This window comes from Agathobaculum sp. Marseille-P7918, from assembly GCF_964248325.1.
Classification (GTDB): Bacteria; Bacillota; Clostridia; order Oscillospirales; family Butyricicoccaceae; genus Agathobaculum.
Genome location: NZ_CAXTXI010000003.1, coordinates 294,827 through 311,387, shown reverse-complemented (window position 1 = coordinate 311,387; position 16,561 = coordinate 294,827). Strand labels below are relative to the sequence as shown.

General features: G+C 48.5%; 17 protein-coding genes and 2 pseudogenes. 8 read left to right on the top strand and 11 right to left on the bottom strand.

The features are described 5' to 3' along the window. Positions 1-49: 49 nt before the first annotated feature. The 5 genes and pseudogenes from ACESSO_RS06715 to ACESSO_RS06695 all read right to left on the bottom strand — a co-directional run. A pseudogene (locus ACESSO_RS06715) lies at positions 50-580 on the bottom strand (type IV secretory system conjugative DNA transfer family protein); the annotation flags it as partial. Then, positions 577-1,059: a PcfB family protein gene (locus tag ACESSO_RS06710; RefSeq protein ID WP_276953081.1), complete on the bottom strand. Its 483-nt coding sequence runs from the start codon at positions 1,057-1,059 to the stop codon at positions 577-579. The pseudogene ACESSO_RS06715 and the gene ACESSO_RS06710, both read right to left, overlap by 4 nt. A gap of 5 nt (positions 1,060-1,064) precedes the next feature. After that, positions 1,065-1,958, bottom strand: coding sequence for a DUF6017 domain-containing protein (locus tag ACESSO_RS06705; protein ID WP_336307077.1), 894 nt, complete (start codon positions 1,956-1,958; stop codon positions 1,065-1,067). Between the two features lie 662 nt (positions 1,959-2,620). Continuing rightward, positions 2,621-2,866 carry a hypothetical protein gene (locus tag ACESSO_RS06700; RefSeq protein WP_373164281.1) on the bottom strand — a complete coding sequence of 82 codons (246 nt, stop codon included), beginning with the start codon at positions 2,864-2,866 and terminating at the stop codon, positions 2,621-2,623. Between the two features lie 289 nt (positions 2,867-3,155). After that, positions 3,156-4,265, bottom strand: coding sequence for an RNA-guided endonuclease InsQ/TnpB family protein (locus ACESSO_RS06695; protein WP_373164280.1), 1,110 nt, complete (start codon positions 4,263-4,265; stop codon positions 3,156-3,158). A 411-nt stretch (positions 4,266-4,676) separates the two neighbouring features. Between ACESSO_RS06695 and ACESSO_RS06690 the strand changes: the two are divergent. The 3 genes and pseudogenes from ACESSO_RS06690 to ACESSO_RS06680 form a co-directional block, all read left to right on the top strand. Next, positions 4,677-5,093: pseudogene (locus ACESSO_RS06690) on the top strand (NADAR family protein); the annotation flags it as partial. A gap of 130 nt (positions 5,094-5,223) precedes the next feature. Then, the gene (locus tag ACESSO_RS06685) at positions 5,224-5,721 is read left to right on the top strand and encodes a hypothetical protein (RefSeq protein WP_373164295.1); all 498 of its coding nucleotides are present in this window, start codon (positions 5,224-5,226) and stop codon (positions 5,719-5,721) included. Between the two features lie 14 nt (positions 5,722-5,735). After that, entirely contained in the window at positions 5,736-6,434 is a 699-nt protein-coding gene (locus tag ACESSO_RS06680; protein ID WP_373164279.1) for a GIY-YIG nuclease family protein, read from the top strand. Positions 6,435-6,712: 278 nt separating this feature from the next. Here ACESSO_RS06680 and ACESSO_RS06675 read toward each other — a convergent pair whose 3' ends face one another. From ACESSO_RS06675 to ACESSO_RS06660, 4 genes are all read right to left on the bottom strand, one after another. Continuing rightward, positions 6,713-8,062, bottom strand: a complete 1,350-nt coding sequence (locus ACESSO_RS06675; protein WP_373164278.1) for an MATE family efflux transporter — start codon at positions 8,060-8,062, stop codon at positions 6,713-6,715. A gap of 245 nt (positions 8,063-8,307) precedes the next feature. After that, positions 8,308-8,742: a hypothetical protein gene (locus ACESSO_RS06670; protein WP_373164277.1), complete on the bottom strand. Its 435-nt coding sequence runs from the start codon at positions 8,740-8,742 to the stop codon at positions 8,308-8,310. Beyond that, positions 8,739-10,247 (bottom strand): DNA methylase, encoded by a 1,509-nt coding sequence (locus ACESSO_RS06665; protein ID WP_373164276.1) that lies wholly within the window; start codon positions 10,245-10,247, stop codon positions 8,739-8,741. The genes ACESSO_RS06670 and ACESSO_RS06665 overlap by 4 nt, the downstream gene beginning before the upstream one ends. Before the next feature lie 665 nt (positions 10,248-10,912). Continuing rightward, a complete protein-coding gene (locus ACESSO_RS06660) occupies positions 10,913-11,116 on the bottom strand; it encodes a helix-turn-helix domain-containing protein (protein WP_373164275.1) in 204 nt (67 codons plus the stop codon). A 91-nt stretch (positions 11,117-11,207) separates the two neighbouring features. On the opposite strand from ACESSO_RS06660, the gene ACESSO_RS06655 reads away from it, so the two are divergent. The 3 genes from ACESSO_RS06655 to ACESSO_RS06645 all read left to right on the top strand — a co-directional run bounded on the left by ACESSO_RS06655 (position 11,208) and on the right by ACESSO_RS06645 (position 14,911). Beyond that, positions 11,208-11,375 carry a hypothetical protein gene (locus ACESSO_RS06655; RefSeq protein ID WP_373164274.1) on the top strand — a complete coding sequence of 56 codons (168 nt, stop codon included), beginning with the start codon at positions 11,208-11,210 and terminating at the stop codon, positions 11,373-11,375. 1,090 nt (positions 11,376-12,465) lie between these two features. Continuing rightward, the gene (locus ACESSO_RS06650) at positions 12,466-13,497 is read left to right on the top strand and encodes a hypothetical protein (protein ID WP_373164273.1); all 1,032 of its coding nucleotides are present in this window, start codon (positions 12,466-12,468) and stop codon (positions 13,495-13,497) included. A gap of 208 nt (positions 13,498-13,705) precedes the next feature. After that, positions 13,706-14,911: a hypothetical protein gene (locus tag ACESSO_RS06645; protein ID WP_373164272.1), complete on the top strand. Its 1,206-nt coding sequence runs from the start codon at positions 13,706-13,708 to the stop codon at positions 14,909-14,911. Between the two features lie 128 nt (positions 14,912-15,039). On the opposite strand, the gene ACESSO_RS06640 is transcribed toward ACESSO_RS06645, so the two are convergent. Then, on the bottom strand, positions 15,040-15,318 hold the full coding sequence (locus ACESSO_RS06640) for a helix-turn-helix domain-containing protein (RefSeq protein ID WP_373164271.1): 279 nt from the start codon (positions 15,316-15,318) through the stop codon (positions 15,040-15,042). Positions 15,319-15,554: 236 nt separating this feature from the next. Between ACESSO_RS06640 and ACESSO_RS06635 the strand changes: the two genes are divergently transcribed. Further along, complete coding sequence (locus ACESSO_RS06635; RefSeq protein WP_373164270.1) at positions 15,555-15,680, top strand: hypothetical protein; 126 nt, start codon at positions 15,555-15,557, stop codon at positions 15,678-15,680. Between the two features lie 6 nt (positions 15,681-15,686). After that, the gene (locus tag ACESSO_RS06630; RefSeq protein WP_373164269.1) at positions 15,687-16,064 is read left to right on the top strand and encodes a hypothetical protein; all 378 of its coding nucleotides are present in this window, start codon (positions 15,687-15,689) and stop codon (positions 16,062-16,064) included. A gap of 39 nt (positions 16,065-16,103) precedes the next feature. On the opposite strand, the gene ACESSO_RS06625 is transcribed toward ACESSO_RS06630, so the two are convergent. Next, positions 16,104-16,355, bottom strand: a complete 252-nt coding sequence (locus ACESSO_RS06625; RefSeq protein WP_373164268.1) for a type II toxin-antitoxin system RelB/DinJ family antitoxin — start codon at positions 16,353-16,355, stop codon at positions 16,104-16,106. Between the last annotated feature and the right edge of the window lie 206 nt (positions 16,356-16,561).

The window sequence follows — 16,561 nt, the reverse complement described above, 5'->3', positions numbered from 1 at the left end:
GGGGTGTAACCTCCTTTCTTGAGGGTGCGCGCTCCCTTTATCCTTATTGTAAATTACCATTCGGATCGGTGACCACATACGAAGAATGGCACTGGAGGAGCGAAGGCTTGACAAAGAACCTTGTTTTTCCGCTGCCGGAACCACCGATGACCAGGATATTTTTATTCCTGGCATACTTGGGTTCCTTGGGACGGCTCGACATGGTGATCCGCTCCGTCTGGGTCATGGGGATGTTGTTGAAAAAATCCTTGTCCATGTAAGGGGCGATGTCGGCCGGCGTGCCCCAACGGGCGCTCCCATACTCGATACCGCGGCGGTATTTCTTCGCGTTCTTGCCCTTGGAGTAGACCGCCAGCCGGATCAGCACCGCGCCGGCGGCGCCCACGCACAGGTCCACCAGGTGGAAGCTGGGCGCCAGACTGGCAAAGGCCGCAGAAAAGCCCTGCCCGATGTGGAGCAGCTTCTCCGAGGCGTCCGCCCCAGGAGCCAGCCGCACACCCTGACAGAGCTTGTCAAAGAGATACACGAAGATGAGATACGGGAGGTTGAGGATGAGCTGTTTTTTCAGCTTGTCGGTCATCGTGCCACCTCCCGGTCCCTGGTCTTGACCTTCTCCCGTTCCCGGTGCTTGGTCTTGGACTGTTCCTGGGCCTGGGCCAGCTTCTCCCGAATGGTGGGGCGCTTCTCCCGGTTCAGGGTCATGGCGGTGAACTCCTTGAAGGCCGGTTGGAGCTGGTCCTTGTCCTTGGCCTTGAAAAACACATAGTAGTGCGGTGGCTCCGTAGAGGGGTCCTTCTTCAGGGCGTAGTCGATGTCGTACTTCTTCGCCACCGCCGAAAACGCCTTGATGTTCTGTTCCGTGATCTCGATGTTGGTCAGGGAAGCCCCATGCTGTTTGAGCTGGTGCAAGGTCTGTTTCCCCTGGTGGAGGATGCGCTGGGAGGGCTTTTTCTGCATCTCCTCCAGCACCTTCTTCACGGCCTTTTGGAGCAGGTCCGCCGTTATCTTGCCGGTCTCCACCGAAAGGGAGACCACGCCCTGGGTGATTTCTTCCTGCACGCACATCACCTCCGATCTCCGCCGCCGTACAAGTCATGGCTCACCAGGGAGGTGTAGTAGCTGTCGATGGTGGCCGGGGCGTTATACAAAGCGGCCAGCAGGTATTTCTTGATGTTGCGGACATAGGTGGTGTTCTCCCGCATACGGTCTAGCACATACTCGATGTGGGAGCTGTCCAGTTTCAGGAACCGGGACTTGACCACCTCCGCCGGGTAGTCGTCCCCGGCAATACGGATCATCTCCCGGTTGGAGCACACCGTGTCCACCATGAGCTCCACCAGTTCATCCAAACGGTCCCGGTCAAGCTGGTGGTTCTGGATGAGATAGTCATACTCGATGTTCTCCAAAATCAATTCACGATAGCTTTCGCGCTCCCGCATCCGGTCCCGTCCCATCCCGTCCGAACCCCTGGGGGCTTTGGGGGAGGATAGGACAGGATTTGATCCTTCCGTACTGAGTTCATCTTTTTTTGATTTATCAGGATTGCTTTTATCTTTATTTAATTGCGGCCGGTTTTCCAGACCCGGAGTATCCATATCCGGGTTTTCCGTATCTGGATGTTCCGTATCCGGTTCCTCCTCACACGGCCCGTCCGGCTCCGGGGGATGGGGCGTTTCGTAGATGACATACTCCACGTCCACGATCTTGCCTTTGCTGTCCCGGAGGCGGTTGCGGACGATGTACCCGGCCCGTTCCAGCTCCTTCAGGGCAGAGCCGATGCTGTCCGTACCCTCCTTGCAGATCTTCGCAAGGCCCCTGGTGGTGTAGTTCCAGTTCTCTGGCAGGGACAGCATCATGGAGAGCAGCCCCTTGGATTTCAGCGACAGGCCCGTATCCCGCAGGTGATGGTTGGACATCACCGTATAATCACGGGTTTTCTCAATGCGGAATACCGCCATATTGGATACCTCCTTCCTTCGGTTTTGAAAAGTGTTCGTTTCGGCGGGTTTACGCCCCCATATCACCGCCCGGCCTCCCATAAGGGAAAGGATATGGGCGGCCTCGTTTGCGCCGCCCACAGGCGAAAAAACAGGGGATTTCCCACCCGTATTCATACAGTTTTGCGTACCCCCGGCAGGGCATAAAAAAACGCCACAGGTTTGTGTTACCCATGGCGTTGCCCCGGCAGATGGCCGGTCTGTATTCAGTTATATGGTCACGGGGCGGAGGCCCCGATTGACGGGTGCTGTATCCGTATCTTGGCATTTCGTGGTCTTTCAGCGTGTCAAGGCTCACTCAACAGTAGTAAAATCGTAGTAAATGAGATGGTTTTGACCTGTCTGAAATGCCCGTGGATACAGTGTTTTCAAGGGATAATCAGATTTTGGCTTGATTTTTCAAGGAAAAACGCACTATTTTGGCCGTTTGAGCCGGATTTTTCTCATGAATCCCGTCCAATATCTGTAAGGAACTGTAAACTCCGAATAATTGTGTGACGCGAAGTTCGAAACTTTTCTATACCAAATGCGCCCCATTTGTCCCATTCTCATCCATTCTCTATCCATTCCAACCCCATTCCGTTCGATCTGCTCCAATTCCTCCCTTTTCCATTCCGTCTTACCTAAAACAGACCGAAAATCTCTCTAAAATCGACATTTTTTCTTTTCCCCCGTTTCCCTACTTTCTCATTTTCAGAACTTTTATCCCCCTTTTCAAGCCATTTTTGCGCAACAAAAAAGACCCAAAGCACTTTCCATGCCTTGAGTCCTCGTTCTTCTTTTCCCGGTTTATGCGCTTTTTTCCCGGACATTATGCCGGTTTTGTGAGGGAGGTTAACAGGGAGTTCAAGGCAAAATGCTTTATTCACTTTTTAAGGCTTATGAGGCCAAAACTATATGGTCATTTCCTTCCGGCTCACTCCTTATCGAATGATGCCGGTTGTTTTCGTAGAAATCTTTCTTTTGGCATGTACGCAACCATTTGTATACCGTTCGCCACCTTTTCCGAGCAACATAGACGCGAAAACAAGGATTTCTCCCCGCAGCGCGTCCGCTACGGGGAATCCTGCGAGCGGAAAACAATCTTCGTGACGCCATTCACGAGGCTCGCGCGCGTGCGTATCACACCCAGACGTCCGAGGGCAGATCAATCAAGAATTATTCCAGACGGCGAAAACCTTTGTCACGGATGTTGCGGGCTGCATTGTGGTCACGACGGATGGTCACACCACAGTGCGGACAAGTGATGTATTCCTTCCCGAGGGGCTGCTTACCAAGATAAGCACCACAGCAGGAACAAATCTGCGAGGACGGAAACTGCGCATCGACGCGGATCAGCTTTTTGCCGTTCTGATGCAGGATCTGTTCCAGTTTGCGGAAAAAGGCTGCGCAGGCATTATCGTTAAGCTTAGGAGACAGCGAAGGATTCGCCTGTTTCATACCAGCGAAATCCAGCGTTTCGACACAGATTGCATCATGTTCTTTACAGAGCTTATGTGCCTGTTGATACTGCCAGTTGCGGCGCTGATGCACGATATGCCGTTCGAGTTTTGCGGCACGTTGTTTGTGTTTACGCCAACGATTGCTTCCGGTATGAAACCGCTCTGCTGCACGATGATACCGGCGAAGCTGTTCCTGTGCTATCCTGCGATAACCTGGATAACCAGCGTTTTCACCGGTATTGGTGACATACAGGCCGTTCTGCGTGTAATCCAGACCGACTACCTTTTCATAATGCACCGGCTGCTCTTCTGCAATCGGGAGCAAGACCGCCAGCACCAGATCAACACGGTATTCGGCACCATAGCAGTCTACCAGAATTTTAGCATAACGCAGTTCTGCATGATCGGGAAACGGACGATAGTCGCGCATGGCAATCGTACCGATCGATGGAATAACCAGATAATGCTCGCTGATGCCAACTGTCTTATAGGTAAACGAGCGCTGCTGGCGGTCAGGCAGGCGAAAACGAATGCGCTTAATCTGGTGGTCACAGAGATGACGTGCCAGTGTCAGCACATGGCTGCGAGTGACACTGAGCGCATAACGATCCTCCCGGCGTTCGGTGATAATCTCATGGGATTCGATCTCATTCTGGATTGTTTCATAGCTTTTCCCCTGTGCTACACCGCGATTGGCAAGGTCGGCCCAGTCGTTGAACGCATGATCCTGCAAGTCAAACAGTGCTTTGAGTTCCAGCTGCTGCATTTTGGTCGGGTACAAGCGATAGGAATACGTACGGAATACAGTTTCAAACTTGCTGCTCATGTTTGTTCCTCCTTTTGTCAGATGGTTAAATACATCGAACAAAAAATACCGTGCAGGGCTTGTGACCTACACGGTACGGAGGGTCTGAAACGAATGCGAAATACGCCCCGCAGAACCGTCCCCATCTTGCCAAAGCAGGCAAAAAAGGGTATACTAATTTTGCGGTGCGGAGTAATCCGTTGTGTAGGTGGCGTCTTCACCTGCGCAGGCGTGTGGAGGTTGCCGCCTCCATACGCTGCCGTATTTTCTTGTTCTTATATATACAGTATATCATCAGAACAAATGTTCGTCAATATATTCCAGTAAAAAGTTTGCTATTTTTGTTGTTTTTTATCATAAGGGGCGTGAAGCGACATGAAACAGATGCCTGCTGTCATTGGCTCCTATCTTGCGGAGTAGAAAAACGGTTACCTGAGCAACTGGTACCCTGCGCCGTTTTATCTGGATGGTGTGCGGTTTGAAAACACCGAGCAATACCTGATGTATCGCAAAGCAGTCCAGTTCGGAGACTCCGAAATCGCTATGCAGATTTTGCAAAGCGGTGCGCCAGACGAAGTCAAACGTCTGGGTCGACAGGTGCACGGTTATGTTGACAAGGTGTGGGCCGGTATCCGATAACTCGCACTGCTCCCTGCGCTGATGGCAAAGTTTACGCAAAATCCTGTACTGCAAGACCAACTGTTGTCTACCAGAGACGCACTGCTCGCCGAATATGCCTCAAAAGACCTGATCTGGGGAATCGGTTTGTCCTTAGACGATCTGACGTATTTCGATCCTACCCAATGGCGCGGCACCAATCTGCTCGGCTTTTTGCTGATGGAGGTTCGGGCACAGCTACGGCGGAACAACAAGGTCTTTGCTTGGGAGTCCCGACCTTGGCTATGGAATGATGCAGACGACCACCCCCAACCCCGTTTCTGCTTTTCCGTCAATGACAAGCAGGAAGTCACTTGCTGTGATGAAAACGGTGGCTGTATTACACTGTTCGCAGAAGCATGTGCAGCATTTGGAGCAGAATGGCGAACTTCCCGCCAACTGGGAACGGGCAATGCTGTTCATGGAAAAACGGAATATCTGGGATGCAACTGCGTTTGGAGCAAATACACAAGCAATCTGTTATGGGAAATGGATCGACTCCATCGGTACTGATTTTTGCATCCTGCCCCGAGGCAAAGCAAAACATTTATCCGCTGCTGACATTCGCACAGGTTGCAACATGCAAGCAAAATTTGACACTGTTTTATCAGAATCCGCAAGCACAACGGGATTGGCAGGGTGTAATACTGCATCCGGTCTGCCTGATGATCGTCAAGGAGCAAAAAAGATGATCCCGGTGTCTCTCGTACATTTACCTGAGGAAACCGTGCAAGCGATCCGGTGGAAGGGTGTGCTGCCCCAACCAGTGTCGCAAGACTATTGCACGCCGGAGTTGTTTGACAAAAAGAAAGAAAATTGACAGGAGGGTCATACATGTCAAAAGGACTCGTTTATATTCTGACCAATCCCTGCTTGGATGGCTGGATCAAGATCGGCATGACTGAACGGAACGACATTGCAGACCGTCTGCGTGAACTTAACGCCCCGACCAATTTGCCGCTCTGTTATCGCTGCTATGCAGTATATGAGGTTGAAGATCCGTCTAAGGTTGAGAAAAATATTCATGGCCTGATTGATCTGGTGGATAGTTCGCTGCATGCACGGGAGACACTGGAAAATGGCCGCATTCGGGAACGGGAGTTTTTCAAGATTTCCCGCGAAACGGCGTTTGGCATTTTCAAACGGGTTGCCGCTCTGCGCGGAGACAGTGATGCACTGCATTTGTACCAGCCAAGCCAAAGTGAATTACAGGACGAAGAATTGGCCGAGACGCGAAGCAAACGCTCCAACAACTCGTTCCAGCTTCTGCATATTGATGTTGGCGAAGTAATAACATTTCTGTATGATGACAATATCACTGCCCGTGTACTGAATCAGCGCAACAAAGTCGAATACCAAGGAGAAGCCTATTCCGTTTCGGCGCTCGCCAGTAAGCTGCTGCACGAACGGTGTGGTTGGTCGGAAAACGCCAGTGTCAACGGGTGGCAGTATTTTTCCAAAGATAATGTAACGCTCAGCGATCTGCGTGATATCATCGAAGCTGCTGAAGCTGTCGCGGATGAGTCCGAATAAAAGCAGTCCTCTCCTGCCTTTGCAAAATGCATCGGCCGGAGAGGATTATTTTTATGATGGCACATACAAATTTGTAACTATTTGTATTGATACAGCTTGTACCTACGCTCATGTTCTGGACAAGTTCATCACTATATAAATATCATCCCCTCACATATGGAGATGGGATGATCAAAAGACTTATATTCATCTGGTTGTACAGGACATGATCCAAATTGCAAGAAAAATAATAAAGCCTACAGCCACCGGCGCAGAGCTTTCTTTGTGCCGGCGTTTTTCTATCTGTCCGCCCAAGCCGAGACACACTGCAAGCGATAAACCACTACACACAGAATGATCTGTGCTGCGGACGAGATGGGCGTACTCAAACCGATATGAAACAGGGATGCTCCCTCCATCCGGCTCATCAGATAAACCACGGGGATTCTGACACAAAATGCACCGACCACGCCCTGCACCATGACGAATACCGTTTTTCCGCAGCCGTTGAAATATCCGATAAAGCAGAAGAGAACCGCTGTAAGCAGACAGTCGATAGCGTAAGCCTTCAGATACTCGTGGGCGCAGGCAATCACCTCTGCTTCACCCGAGAAAATAGCAGATAATAAATCACCTGCAAAAAATGCAACGACTCCCATGATGAAACCGGCTAACAACGCAGTCTTGATGCCATAAAACAGCGCTTGGCGGGAACGCTTCCATTCTCCGGCTCCGTTATTCTGTGCCACGAACGCGGAAATTGATTGCATATAAGCAGAAGCCACCAGCATGAGAAAGACGCAGACCTTCTCAGCAACACCAACAGCGGCAGATTCCATGACCCCCATACTGTTGACTACTACCTGAATAAAGAGAAAGGAAAACTGTACCAGCATTTCCTGAAGCGCAATGGGTATACCCACCCGCAGGATCTTTTTCAGGCAGGCAGAGTCAAAGCGAATATAGCTTTTTGAAAACGCAAAGGGAAGCTTGCTTTTGCCGATCAAGTAAAGCGAAAACAGGACACTAATCGCTTGGGCTGATACCGTTGCAACGGCTGCACCGACGGCACCCATGCCAAAACCAGCCACCAGAATCAAATCACCCAAAATATTGATGACGCAGGCAATGGCAACGGTAAGGAGTGGTGTTTTGGAATCGCCGATACCACGAAAAACCGCACCAATCACATTGTATGCGGTGATGAAAACCGTTCCAATGCCACAAATCCGCACATAATTGACGGTCTGGGAAAATGCCTCTGCCGGTGCATGCATCAAGGCAGCCAGTTGATCGCTGAACGGAACAATTAGGGCGGTTATCACCATTGCCAGCACTGAAAAAATAGCAATACCGGTACCAATACCCTTTCCGGCCTTATCCGGTTTTCCACTGCCGATGCAATCACCTACAAAAACGGTCACCCCCATTGTCAAACCGGTCAGAACCATGGTGATCATGTTAAAAAGCTGACTGCCGGAAGCAACACCGGACTGTTCATAGGTATCTGCAAACTGTCCGACGATGATCAGATCTGCTGCACCGTACATAGCCTGCAAAAAGAGTGCCAGCAAAACTGGGAATGCAAAGGAAATCAGGGATTGCAGGATATTTCCCTGAATCAAACTCTGTTCTTTTGTTTTGCGCATGGTGTCCTCCTTATTTCACAAATCATGCTTTTGCATACGCGGATGCAACTTTTTTCTGGTGCGGAGCTTATCCTTCTCTTTATTTTTCTTGCTCTGCTTCAAAAAAATAGAGCCGGATAAGAAAAGCAGGAATTTCACCTGCCATCTTATCCAGCTCGCAACTTCAAACGTGTTGCTCACCCTCCGATGAACGCAAACATTGTAACAGATTTGAAAAGTAATGTCAATGACGCAGCAAATCGCATTTACACAATACCGTCAAACCGCTCGCTCTCCAGATCGGCAATATCATCCAGTGGTATGTTCCTGCCATCGGTCAGCACCAGCCGTGCGCACAGATCAATTCGCTTGAGCTTGCCGATCACGGTGGCATATGATCCACCGTCTTTTCTCTCATCCGGCACAAAGCAAGTGACGGTAATCTCCGGCTTTTCCGCAATGATTTCGCATAGATGCTGCTGTTTTCTGTCCAGAAGCGCACAGGTTTCTTCGTCGAGCACCAGATTTTTATCTGTCAGACGCGCGGTTTCCCGAATGGCTGCATCATAACCGGTAAGGGCAGCAAAGGGAGAAAACTGCGCAGCACGATCCGACATGGGCATCTGTGGTCTTGTTTTCGAGATGGGATGAGGCAGATGAATGATGTCCTCGTATTGCCCACACCGTAAGTCTTGCGTCATGCCTTGTGTCCTCCGATCTGTGCGTTCCGGTCTTTGCCTGTTGCCCCTTCCTCCAGATTCATGCCCCGCAGGATGGCATTCTTCCCGAATTTCTTCTTGATCGTTAGCAGGGTTTTCTGCATGCTCCGTTCCCGCTCCAGTCGGTGCTGCTCGTATTCCTGCTCGGCCTGCCGAACCGTGTAATCCATGAACAGATCAAGCTGCTCATATCCGGCGGTTTTGTCCGATGCGGATGTCTCCGATATGACATGATTAGCGGTGAGATTCAGCCTGCGCACCAAAAGATTTTTATCCACAATCCGGTCAAATAATGTGGATACTGCGGACAGAATTTTTTCGGTGGACGCTGTGTAACCGTTCAGATTGATCGTGCCATGGGCATGCTTGGGTATCTGCCGTCCGTAGCCATCGGTTACGATTGCACCGTGATACTGCATCCGCCGTTTCGGGTCAGTGAGATTTTCTATATCATACCCGACAGTTACAACAAGCTGGTCGGTAACCAGTCCTTTGTCCACCAAGTCGAGCGACAGCACATCTGCCATCTCCCGCAGGACGAGCTTTGCTTTTTCCGCTTCATAGGGACAGTGCAGCACCTGTCCCGATCCCAGACTGTTGGTGCTTGGCCGATATGCTTTGATTGCCGCGATGGTAGTCGGTTCCCAGCCCCATGCGTGATCGATCAGCAGTTCGGCGTTTTTTCCAAACAGCCGGTAAAGCAGAGATTCGTTTTGAATGGAACACCGTGCCACATCGCCCATTGTGACCATACCGTACGATGCCAGTTTTTTGGCATACCCGCGTCCGACCCGCCAGAAATCGGTAAGCGGCTGATGCGACCACATGGTTTGCCGATAGCGCATTTCATCCAGTTCTGCGATTCGCACACCGTTTTGGTCCGCCGAAATATGCTTGGCTACAATGTCCATTGCCACTTTGCTGAGAAAGAGATTTGTGCCGATCCCGGCCGTTGCTGTGATGCCCGTGGTCTCGATCACATCCCGAATGATTGTTCCGGCGAGGTCATGGGCGGTGAGATTGTAGGTGGGCAGGTAGTTTGTCACGTCCATGAACACTTCATCAATGGAGTAAACCACGATGTCCTCCGGCGCAACATATTTCAGATAGACCTGATAAATCCGCGTACTGTACGCTACGTAGTGAGCCATGCGCGGCGGTGCGATGATGAAATCCACCGCCAGATTGGGATTGGTTTGCAGTTCGGATTGCAAATACGATGTGCCATTCAGCTTCCGTCCCGGTGCTGTCCACTGTCTTTTGGCGTTGACCTCTTTTACACGCTGTCTGACTTCGAAGAGCCTGCCGCGTCCGGAAATGCCATAAGACTTCAAAGAGGGCGTGACCGCAAGGCAGATGGTTTTATTGGTACGGCTCTCATCCGCAACCACAAGGTTGGTGTCCATTGGGTCAAGTCCGCGCTCCCGACACTCCACCGAAGCGTAAAAGCTTTTGAGATCAATCGCGATATAGGTTCGTTGTGGCATCCCTTGGTGCGCCCCCTTCCCCGGTCATGGCTGCGTGTGATTGTAATACTGTGGCTCATATTTTCACAGCTCCATGCCACTATTTTAGAACATTTGTTCGTTTCGGTCAACAAGAAGGAATTGGTAAAGGGGGTCAATTATTTGACTGGTGCAGTACTTCGGCATGGTACAGAACTGTTTGTAAAACGAACTGGAGATGCGGAAAAGTACTCATACTATGCAACTTTTCACTCTGAATTATTTTAGTCCGCTAAAGAAAAGTCGTCATAGTGTGCAACTTTTTTATGTGAGCTATTTTGGTTCACTAAAGAAAAGTCCTCATAGTGTACAACTTTTGGGGCTGGATTATTTCAGCACGCTAAAGAAAAGTCGTTATACTATGCAACTTTTACGGATATTTTTCAGCAAAGAGTTTCCCTTTTTTGTTGCATTTCAAAGTTGTATTTTTATATTTCAGTCCCTTTGACGCCCAAAAAAGTTGAAACTCAGAATCAGCACCTGAAAAAATCATAAAAAATGTTAAATAAAAAAATTCATTATATAAAGAAAATTACCTATATTTCTTCGATTTGATAGCGGTAAAAAGCAGGAAAACAACCTTTATCGGACGATTAGCAGAATAATAAAAGCGACACAGAAAACCTTCTGTGCCGCTGTATTTCTCTTTATTTTCGTTTGTCTGTCCGCCCTACCAAATAGTCCAGAGATACTCCATAATACTCCGCCAGCTTGACCGCCAGATCGAGTGGCAGCACACGTTCGCCTCGTTCATATTTGGAATAAAGGGATTGATCACATAGTATTATTTCAGAAATCTGCTTCTGTGTTAAATCTGCATCTTCACGCAAATCCCGGATTCTTAGATTCATATCTATCACCAAAATTACTATATCAAAGGACAAATCGTCCTATTGACTTTTTGGACTATATGTCCTATTCTGGTGATAAAGAGGTGATCTTATGCCGGATTACAAAAAGATGTACCTGACGCTGTTCCGCGCCACCGAGCAGGCAATCAATACGCTGATTCAAGCGCAGCAGGAATGCGAGGAATTATATATCAGCGAGCCGGAGACCGAACTGAAAATCATTTCCCTTCAGAATGGTCAGTCGAACGAGGAGCCATAAGGCAATAGGCGAAGCTCTATTTTGGATGCCAACAGACGCATAAATATGCGCCTATATTCTTCTTCTGTGCTGGCAAAAGCCACCCTTTCGAGGCTCCGTCATACCGTCATATAACCAGACGAAGGGATATTATTTTGCTTGTCAACACTATTCATTTATAAATCGGAAATTTGTTCGATTATTATTTGATTCTTGCTGTTTTCCAACTTTAACTCGCTAATAAAATTGCAAATCCTATTGACAAACCATATATGTCATGATATCATATAATCAACCTATAAGTAATTCGCCTTGGGACAACCATGCGCGCTACTCATCAATACCGTTTACTTGCACACTTATTCTATAACAGAGTAGGTGTGCTTTTTTATTGCAAAGAAAGAGAGAAAATAAGGGAGAGAAATAGCACAGTTGATTATAAGGGAGAAAAAATAGGAAAAAGCCAACGCGATATGCTTGACCTATCGTATGGCAACAAAGAGAGGATCCCAAGCGCAATAACGCTATAGTGATGTTATAGTGCTTGTTGTGCGAACACAATATGAAATCCCATATGATGTGTGTGATTCATCGTATGGCAAAAGGAGATCGCAGTAAGCTGCTGCTCTATTCCAACCGCAAAAATGCTGTGAAGGGGTGAGCAAACCGCTGCTGTAAAAACTTAAGATCGGAGAAAAGGCGTCTACTTTTCAGCAGATGGACTTGCATGAACGGAGTGGAAATATTGTCGGAAGCAATCGACGTATTTCCTTTTTTATTGGTAAAATGCCAACCAAAACTGGGTTGACAATGACTGGATAATGTAAAACTTTTGTCGTCTATTCACCCAGTGGGAGGATGTGGCAAGGGTCATACAGGAAGATGTGTTTCTTTCTACGGGACCCAAACCACCGCCCACGCCGGACTTTTCCCCGCGCATCGGCATCGCTGGTTCATCCATGTGTACATGCCGGTTGATTGTTTCAACAGCACGGTATCGGCGGCCATACCATAGGATGCGTTTCCTATGAAGCCGTTTGCAGGCACTCGCAAGAGTGAGATACCACCGTTCTCTTATCCACCTCGTTTATCAGAGAAAGGATCTGATCTTATGAATATCACAAAAGTTGTTCGCACTCGTTTTGCACAGGCTTGTGAACAGAAACTGCTGTCCCGCATTAGAAAGGGTGTCAGCAAGCACATCGCACGCGCACAGAATATTGCAGCAGGCAGTGAACGTATGTCCAGCGATCTGCTGCATTCCGACGATACCATTAACAGCTATGTCAACTGTCTGACACACTATGCCCGTTGGATGGATGAAAATCATACTGACTGCCATCGCCTTCCGATTGCACATAAGCGTCATTATGACCATCAATTCATCCAGTATCTGATTGACACGCACGCATATTCACCGGCGACCATCAAGCTGTATACAGCAGCGCTCGCATTTGTGCACAGCTGTACGATGAATCAGGTGCACAACAATCGTCCGACTGTTCGCGCAGAAGATACCACCCGTAGCCGCAGCTATACCGAAGAAAAGTACGAGAACCAGTTGCAGTACCGCTTTAAGTACGGCCCTATGGCTGTGGCTCACATTATGCAGATCTGCTGTGTCACCGGATTGCGTCGTGATGAAGCGGAACAGATCCGTCCGTCTAACTTTTGGTTCGATGGAAAGGTCTATCACTGTCATCTGTCCGGCAATCCCAATCGTATGAAGTATCCAGATGAAAAGACAGTCTGGACAAAGGGCGGACGCGAACGCACCATTGATATCCTGCCCAAGTACAATACCCTGCTGCGTGAAATCCTGTCCTCGTACCAGCCAGATGAGAAGATATGCTCCGAGATTCCGGATCGTATCGGTATCCACGGCATTCGCAGCATGTATGCTTGCGAGTTGTATCAGGAGTTTGCCCGCGACATCTCTACCATCAGCCCCACGGATCGTACCATGGAGAACGGTAAATCCCGTCCTACCCGGTATCGTGATAGTCAGGGTTATACATGGGATCGCGATGCACTGCTGCGTGTTTCTGCATCTCTGGGACATAATCGTTCGGAGGTTGTTGTGCGTCATTACCTGTGGCGTCTGCGTCAGGCAAACAAGCGTGAAGAAAATCAGGCAGTATAATTGATAGAAAAGCTGCATGGCGTTTGTCCATGCAGCTTTTTTCATTCTCCGCCATATTCCTCCCAAACCGAGCGAAATATCATGAACAGACTTGCCGAACAATAGAACATTGGTTTAAAATGGAAAGAGAATAGTTCTTTACAGATACGCCAATGGCAAGGTGTGATATAGAAAAATATCATCCTATGATCCAAACGGAGGACACATCATGGAAGAATTGCTTGATTCGCAGGTACAGCAACAAAACAGCAATGATACGGATTTGATAAAAATAGCTGACGGCATTCTTTTTGACGCCAGAGCGAATCTTCGGGATAAGTCGGTTATCCGCATGCCTATCTCACAGCTCTCCACCTTAGGGGCCGGTGTTGCTTCTCTCGTTCCTGCATTCAGAACGGTGACGCAGACATCTGTCGCCAATGTGGATGGGCTTTATAAATTGGTAAACGCAGGGGCTGGAGATGTGCTGAAAGCCGCAAAAAACGGGAACTTTTGGGGTGCAATCAAGACAGCGGAAGGCACTTCGAAAATGGCGCAGCTTCAGAAAGCCGCTGTGGCCCCTGTGAGCACCACAACAACGGTAGCAATCAATCCGGGCACTGTGATGATGGCAGTCGCGTTGTTCTCGATTGAGCAAAAGTTAGACAGCATTGCAGAAACGCAACGTCAAATCCTATCTTTTCTGGAGGTTGAAAAGGAATCTGCGATAGAAGCCGATATGGAAACATTGTCTTCCATGATGCTCAAATACAAATCTAATTGGGATAACGAACACTATATTGCAAGCAACTATAAGCTCGCTCTGGACATTGCACGGTCAGCACGAAAAAATATGATCTCATATCAGAAAAAGGTCACTGAGACATTGCATGCCAAAAAGCGGTTTGTTTTTCAAGCCAAGGTAACCGCCATACTGGACGGTCTTTTAAGGGACTTTCAATATTATCGGCTCTCGCTTTATATTTTTTCGATGGCATCGTTTATTGAGGTCATGCTCAGCGGTGATTTTAAGGAGGAAAACATCCTTTTTGCCAAAGACGAGATCGAAAAAATGGCTGCAACATATAGAGATATCTTTACGCAGTGCTCTGTCTATTTGGAAAAGCTAAGTGACGCCTCTCTGGAAACAAATCTTCTCAAGGGCATCGGAACCGCAAGCAAAGCGGTTGGTAACGTCATCGGAAATATACCCATTGTCAAGGAAGGTTCTGTGGATGAATTTCTGCAAGACAGCGGGAAGCAAATGAAACAGAATGCTGTGCAAATTGAGCGGAAAGTCGTAGAATCCTTTGCCGCAATCGGCAATCCCGGTGTCCATGTTTTCTCGGAAAAGCTGAATGATATGATGCAGATCTACGGACATACCAGTGAAATCTATTTTGATAAGCAGGACATTTACCTCGTCACGCAGTAATGAATCGTGCTGCCTTCGATGCGGCAACCCAAGAGATTGAAAATCTGTTTATCTACTACAAAACGGCTGAGATAAAGCGAACACCCCGCAGTTGGAGAGATCTCCGATTACGAGGTGTTTTTTACATATTAGACCGAATCCGGCGGTTCGGTATTTTCCGGCGCCTGATACTCCAACAAGTCTGAAATGCTGCAATCCAGAACATAACAGCATTTCGCCAAAAAGTCGAGGTCAGCCAAGGATACATTCTGCCCCTTATAATACCGATCGATCACATCATATTTTACGCCGGTCAGCGTGCGCAGCCGGTTGCGCGTGATGCCGCGCTGATCCATGATTTCACCCAGCTTAACTTTGATCGAACCGTATTCGGCAGTTTGGTAGCTGATAATGCTTTTCAGATCCATAGCGTCCTCTCCTATCAACACCATTCTAATATTGGTAACCCGTGTTGACATTTACCTTTTATTAGGTTATCCTTATATAGGGTAACTAACAGATTGTTTTTTAGAATGCGGATAGAGTGAATGGAACAAACACAAAAAATCCGGCATCTGCAAAGAAAGCAAACGCCGGTAGTATGCAAAAGGTTGTATTTTAATCCTAAAAAAGCTTTGAAACAGATACATTTAGCACATCTGCAATGGTAAACATGGTTTCCATTGATACCCCAAATGAGCGCAATCTGATCACCGGTACACGATATCTGAATATCGCGGGGATGCTACTGTTTGAATATCAGGTCGCGGACTATGTGCAGCAGACCTGAAACCATGTGCTCTATCTGGTGACATTGATTTTCGAGGGAGATAATCTGCTGGCAAGCAGTGGTCTTATAGAGGGCTATTCGGTCGAGGACAGCGGTTCAGAGTTTTGCCTTTGTGTCTATGCTTTCAACATCCAGCCCGGTGTGCAGATCGACTATGCTACTGGGGAAAGTGCATTGGTAGACACAGCCTCTCTTGAGCCGATCAAGCAAGTATCGCCTGAGTCGGAACCGGATTATGTACTCAACAAATACACCCGCAAGTTCCATCGGCCGAGTTGCTCCAGCGTGCAGGATATCAAGCCATCCAATCGGGAGGATTACCCCGGTTCGCGGGAAACACTGGTTGAACGGGGATATGAGCCTTGCAAGCGATGCCATCCTTGATTTCACTGCTCAAAACCAATTATCTCTTTGCACGTCAAGTCACTCGGCCATTTTCTTGTAGTCCTGTGCATAATCGTCCAGAATATCGTCTGCATCAGCCAGCATCTGCTCCTGTGTTATCTCAGTGGCCGGGTGCTCCAGTCGGACCGGAAACGGCATCCCGCCAGCGCGTACAAAGGCATTAGCGAAAATATTGAACGCTGTCGAGGGAGTCATGCCAAGCTGGTTGCAGATCTCTGTCATCCGTGCCTTGGTCTGGCTGTCGATGCGAAACGTCATGTTAGTGTCCATCTGTCGCACCTCCTTGCACTACAAGTATAGTACTTGCTATATGCAATGTAAATGTGTCTACTTTACTTTACCTCCAATCAAACTGCATGTAGGTTTGTCAAACATATTGGGTAGATAACTCTAAGGGAGAGGGCAAAGGAGTGATAGCATGCGGCAGCGATGTCCTGCGTCTTACATTTTAGGGCAAGCAGGTATATGATGAAAGC

Excerpts from the sequence above, each read along its gene's own strand:
- ACESSO_RS06705 (WP_336307077.1), bottom strand. The coding sequence starts at position 1,958 with ATGGCGGTATTCCGCATTGAGAAAACCCGTGATTATACGGTGATGTCC.
- ACESSO_RS06695 (WP_373164280.1), bottom strand. The coding sequence starts at position 4,265 with ATGAGCAGCAAGTTTGAAACTGTATTCCGTACGTATTCCTATCGCTTG.
- ACESSO_RS06685 (WP_373164295.1), top strand. The coding sequence starts at position 5,224 with ATGAAAACGGTGGCTGTATTACACTGTTCGCAGAAGCATGTGCAGCAT.
- ACESSO_RS06680 (WP_373164279.1), top strand. The coding sequence starts at position 5,736 with ATGTCAAAAGGACTCGTTTATATTCTGACCAATCCCTGCTTGGATGGC.
- ACESSO_RS06675 (WP_373164278.1), bottom strand. The coding sequence starts at position 8,062 with ATGCGCAAAACAAAAGAACAGAGTTTGATTCAGGGAAATATCCTGCAA.
- ACESSO_RS06670 (WP_373164277.1), bottom strand. The coding sequence starts at position 8,742 with ATGACGCAAGACTTACGGTGTGGGCAATACGAGGACATCATTCATCTG.
- ACESSO_RS06665 (WP_373164276.1), bottom strand. The coding sequence starts at position 10,247 with ATGCCACAACGAACCTATATCGCGATTGATCTCAAAAGCTTTTACGCT.
- ACESSO_RS06660 (WP_373164275.1), bottom strand. The coding sequence starts at position 11,116 with ATGAATCTAAGAATCCGGGATTTGCGTGAAGATGCAGATTTAACACAG.
- ACESSO_RS06655 (WP_373164274.1), top strand. The coding sequence starts at position 11,208 with ATGCCGGATTACAAAAAGATGTACCTGACGCTGTTCCGCGCCACCGAG.
- ACESSO_RS06650 (WP_373164273.1), top strand. The coding sequence starts at position 12,466 with ATGAATATCACAAAAGTTGTTCGCACTCGTTTTGCACAGGCTTGTGAA.
- ACESSO_RS06645 (WP_373164272.1), top strand. The coding sequence starts at position 13,706 with ATGGAAGAATTGCTTGATTCGCAGGTACAGCAACAAAACAGCAATGAT.
- ACESSO_RS06640 (WP_373164271.1), bottom strand. The coding sequence starts at position 15,318 with ATGGATCTGAAAAGCATTATCAGCTACCAAACTGCCGAATACGGTTCG.
- ACESSO_RS06635 (WP_373164270.1), top strand. The coding sequence starts at position 15,555 with ATGGTAAACATGGTTTCCATTGATACCCCAAATGAGCGCAATCTGATC.
- ACESSO_RS06625 (WP_373164268.1), bottom strand. The coding sequence starts at position 16,355 with ATGGACACTAACATGACGTTTCGCATCGACAGCCAGACCAAGGCACGG.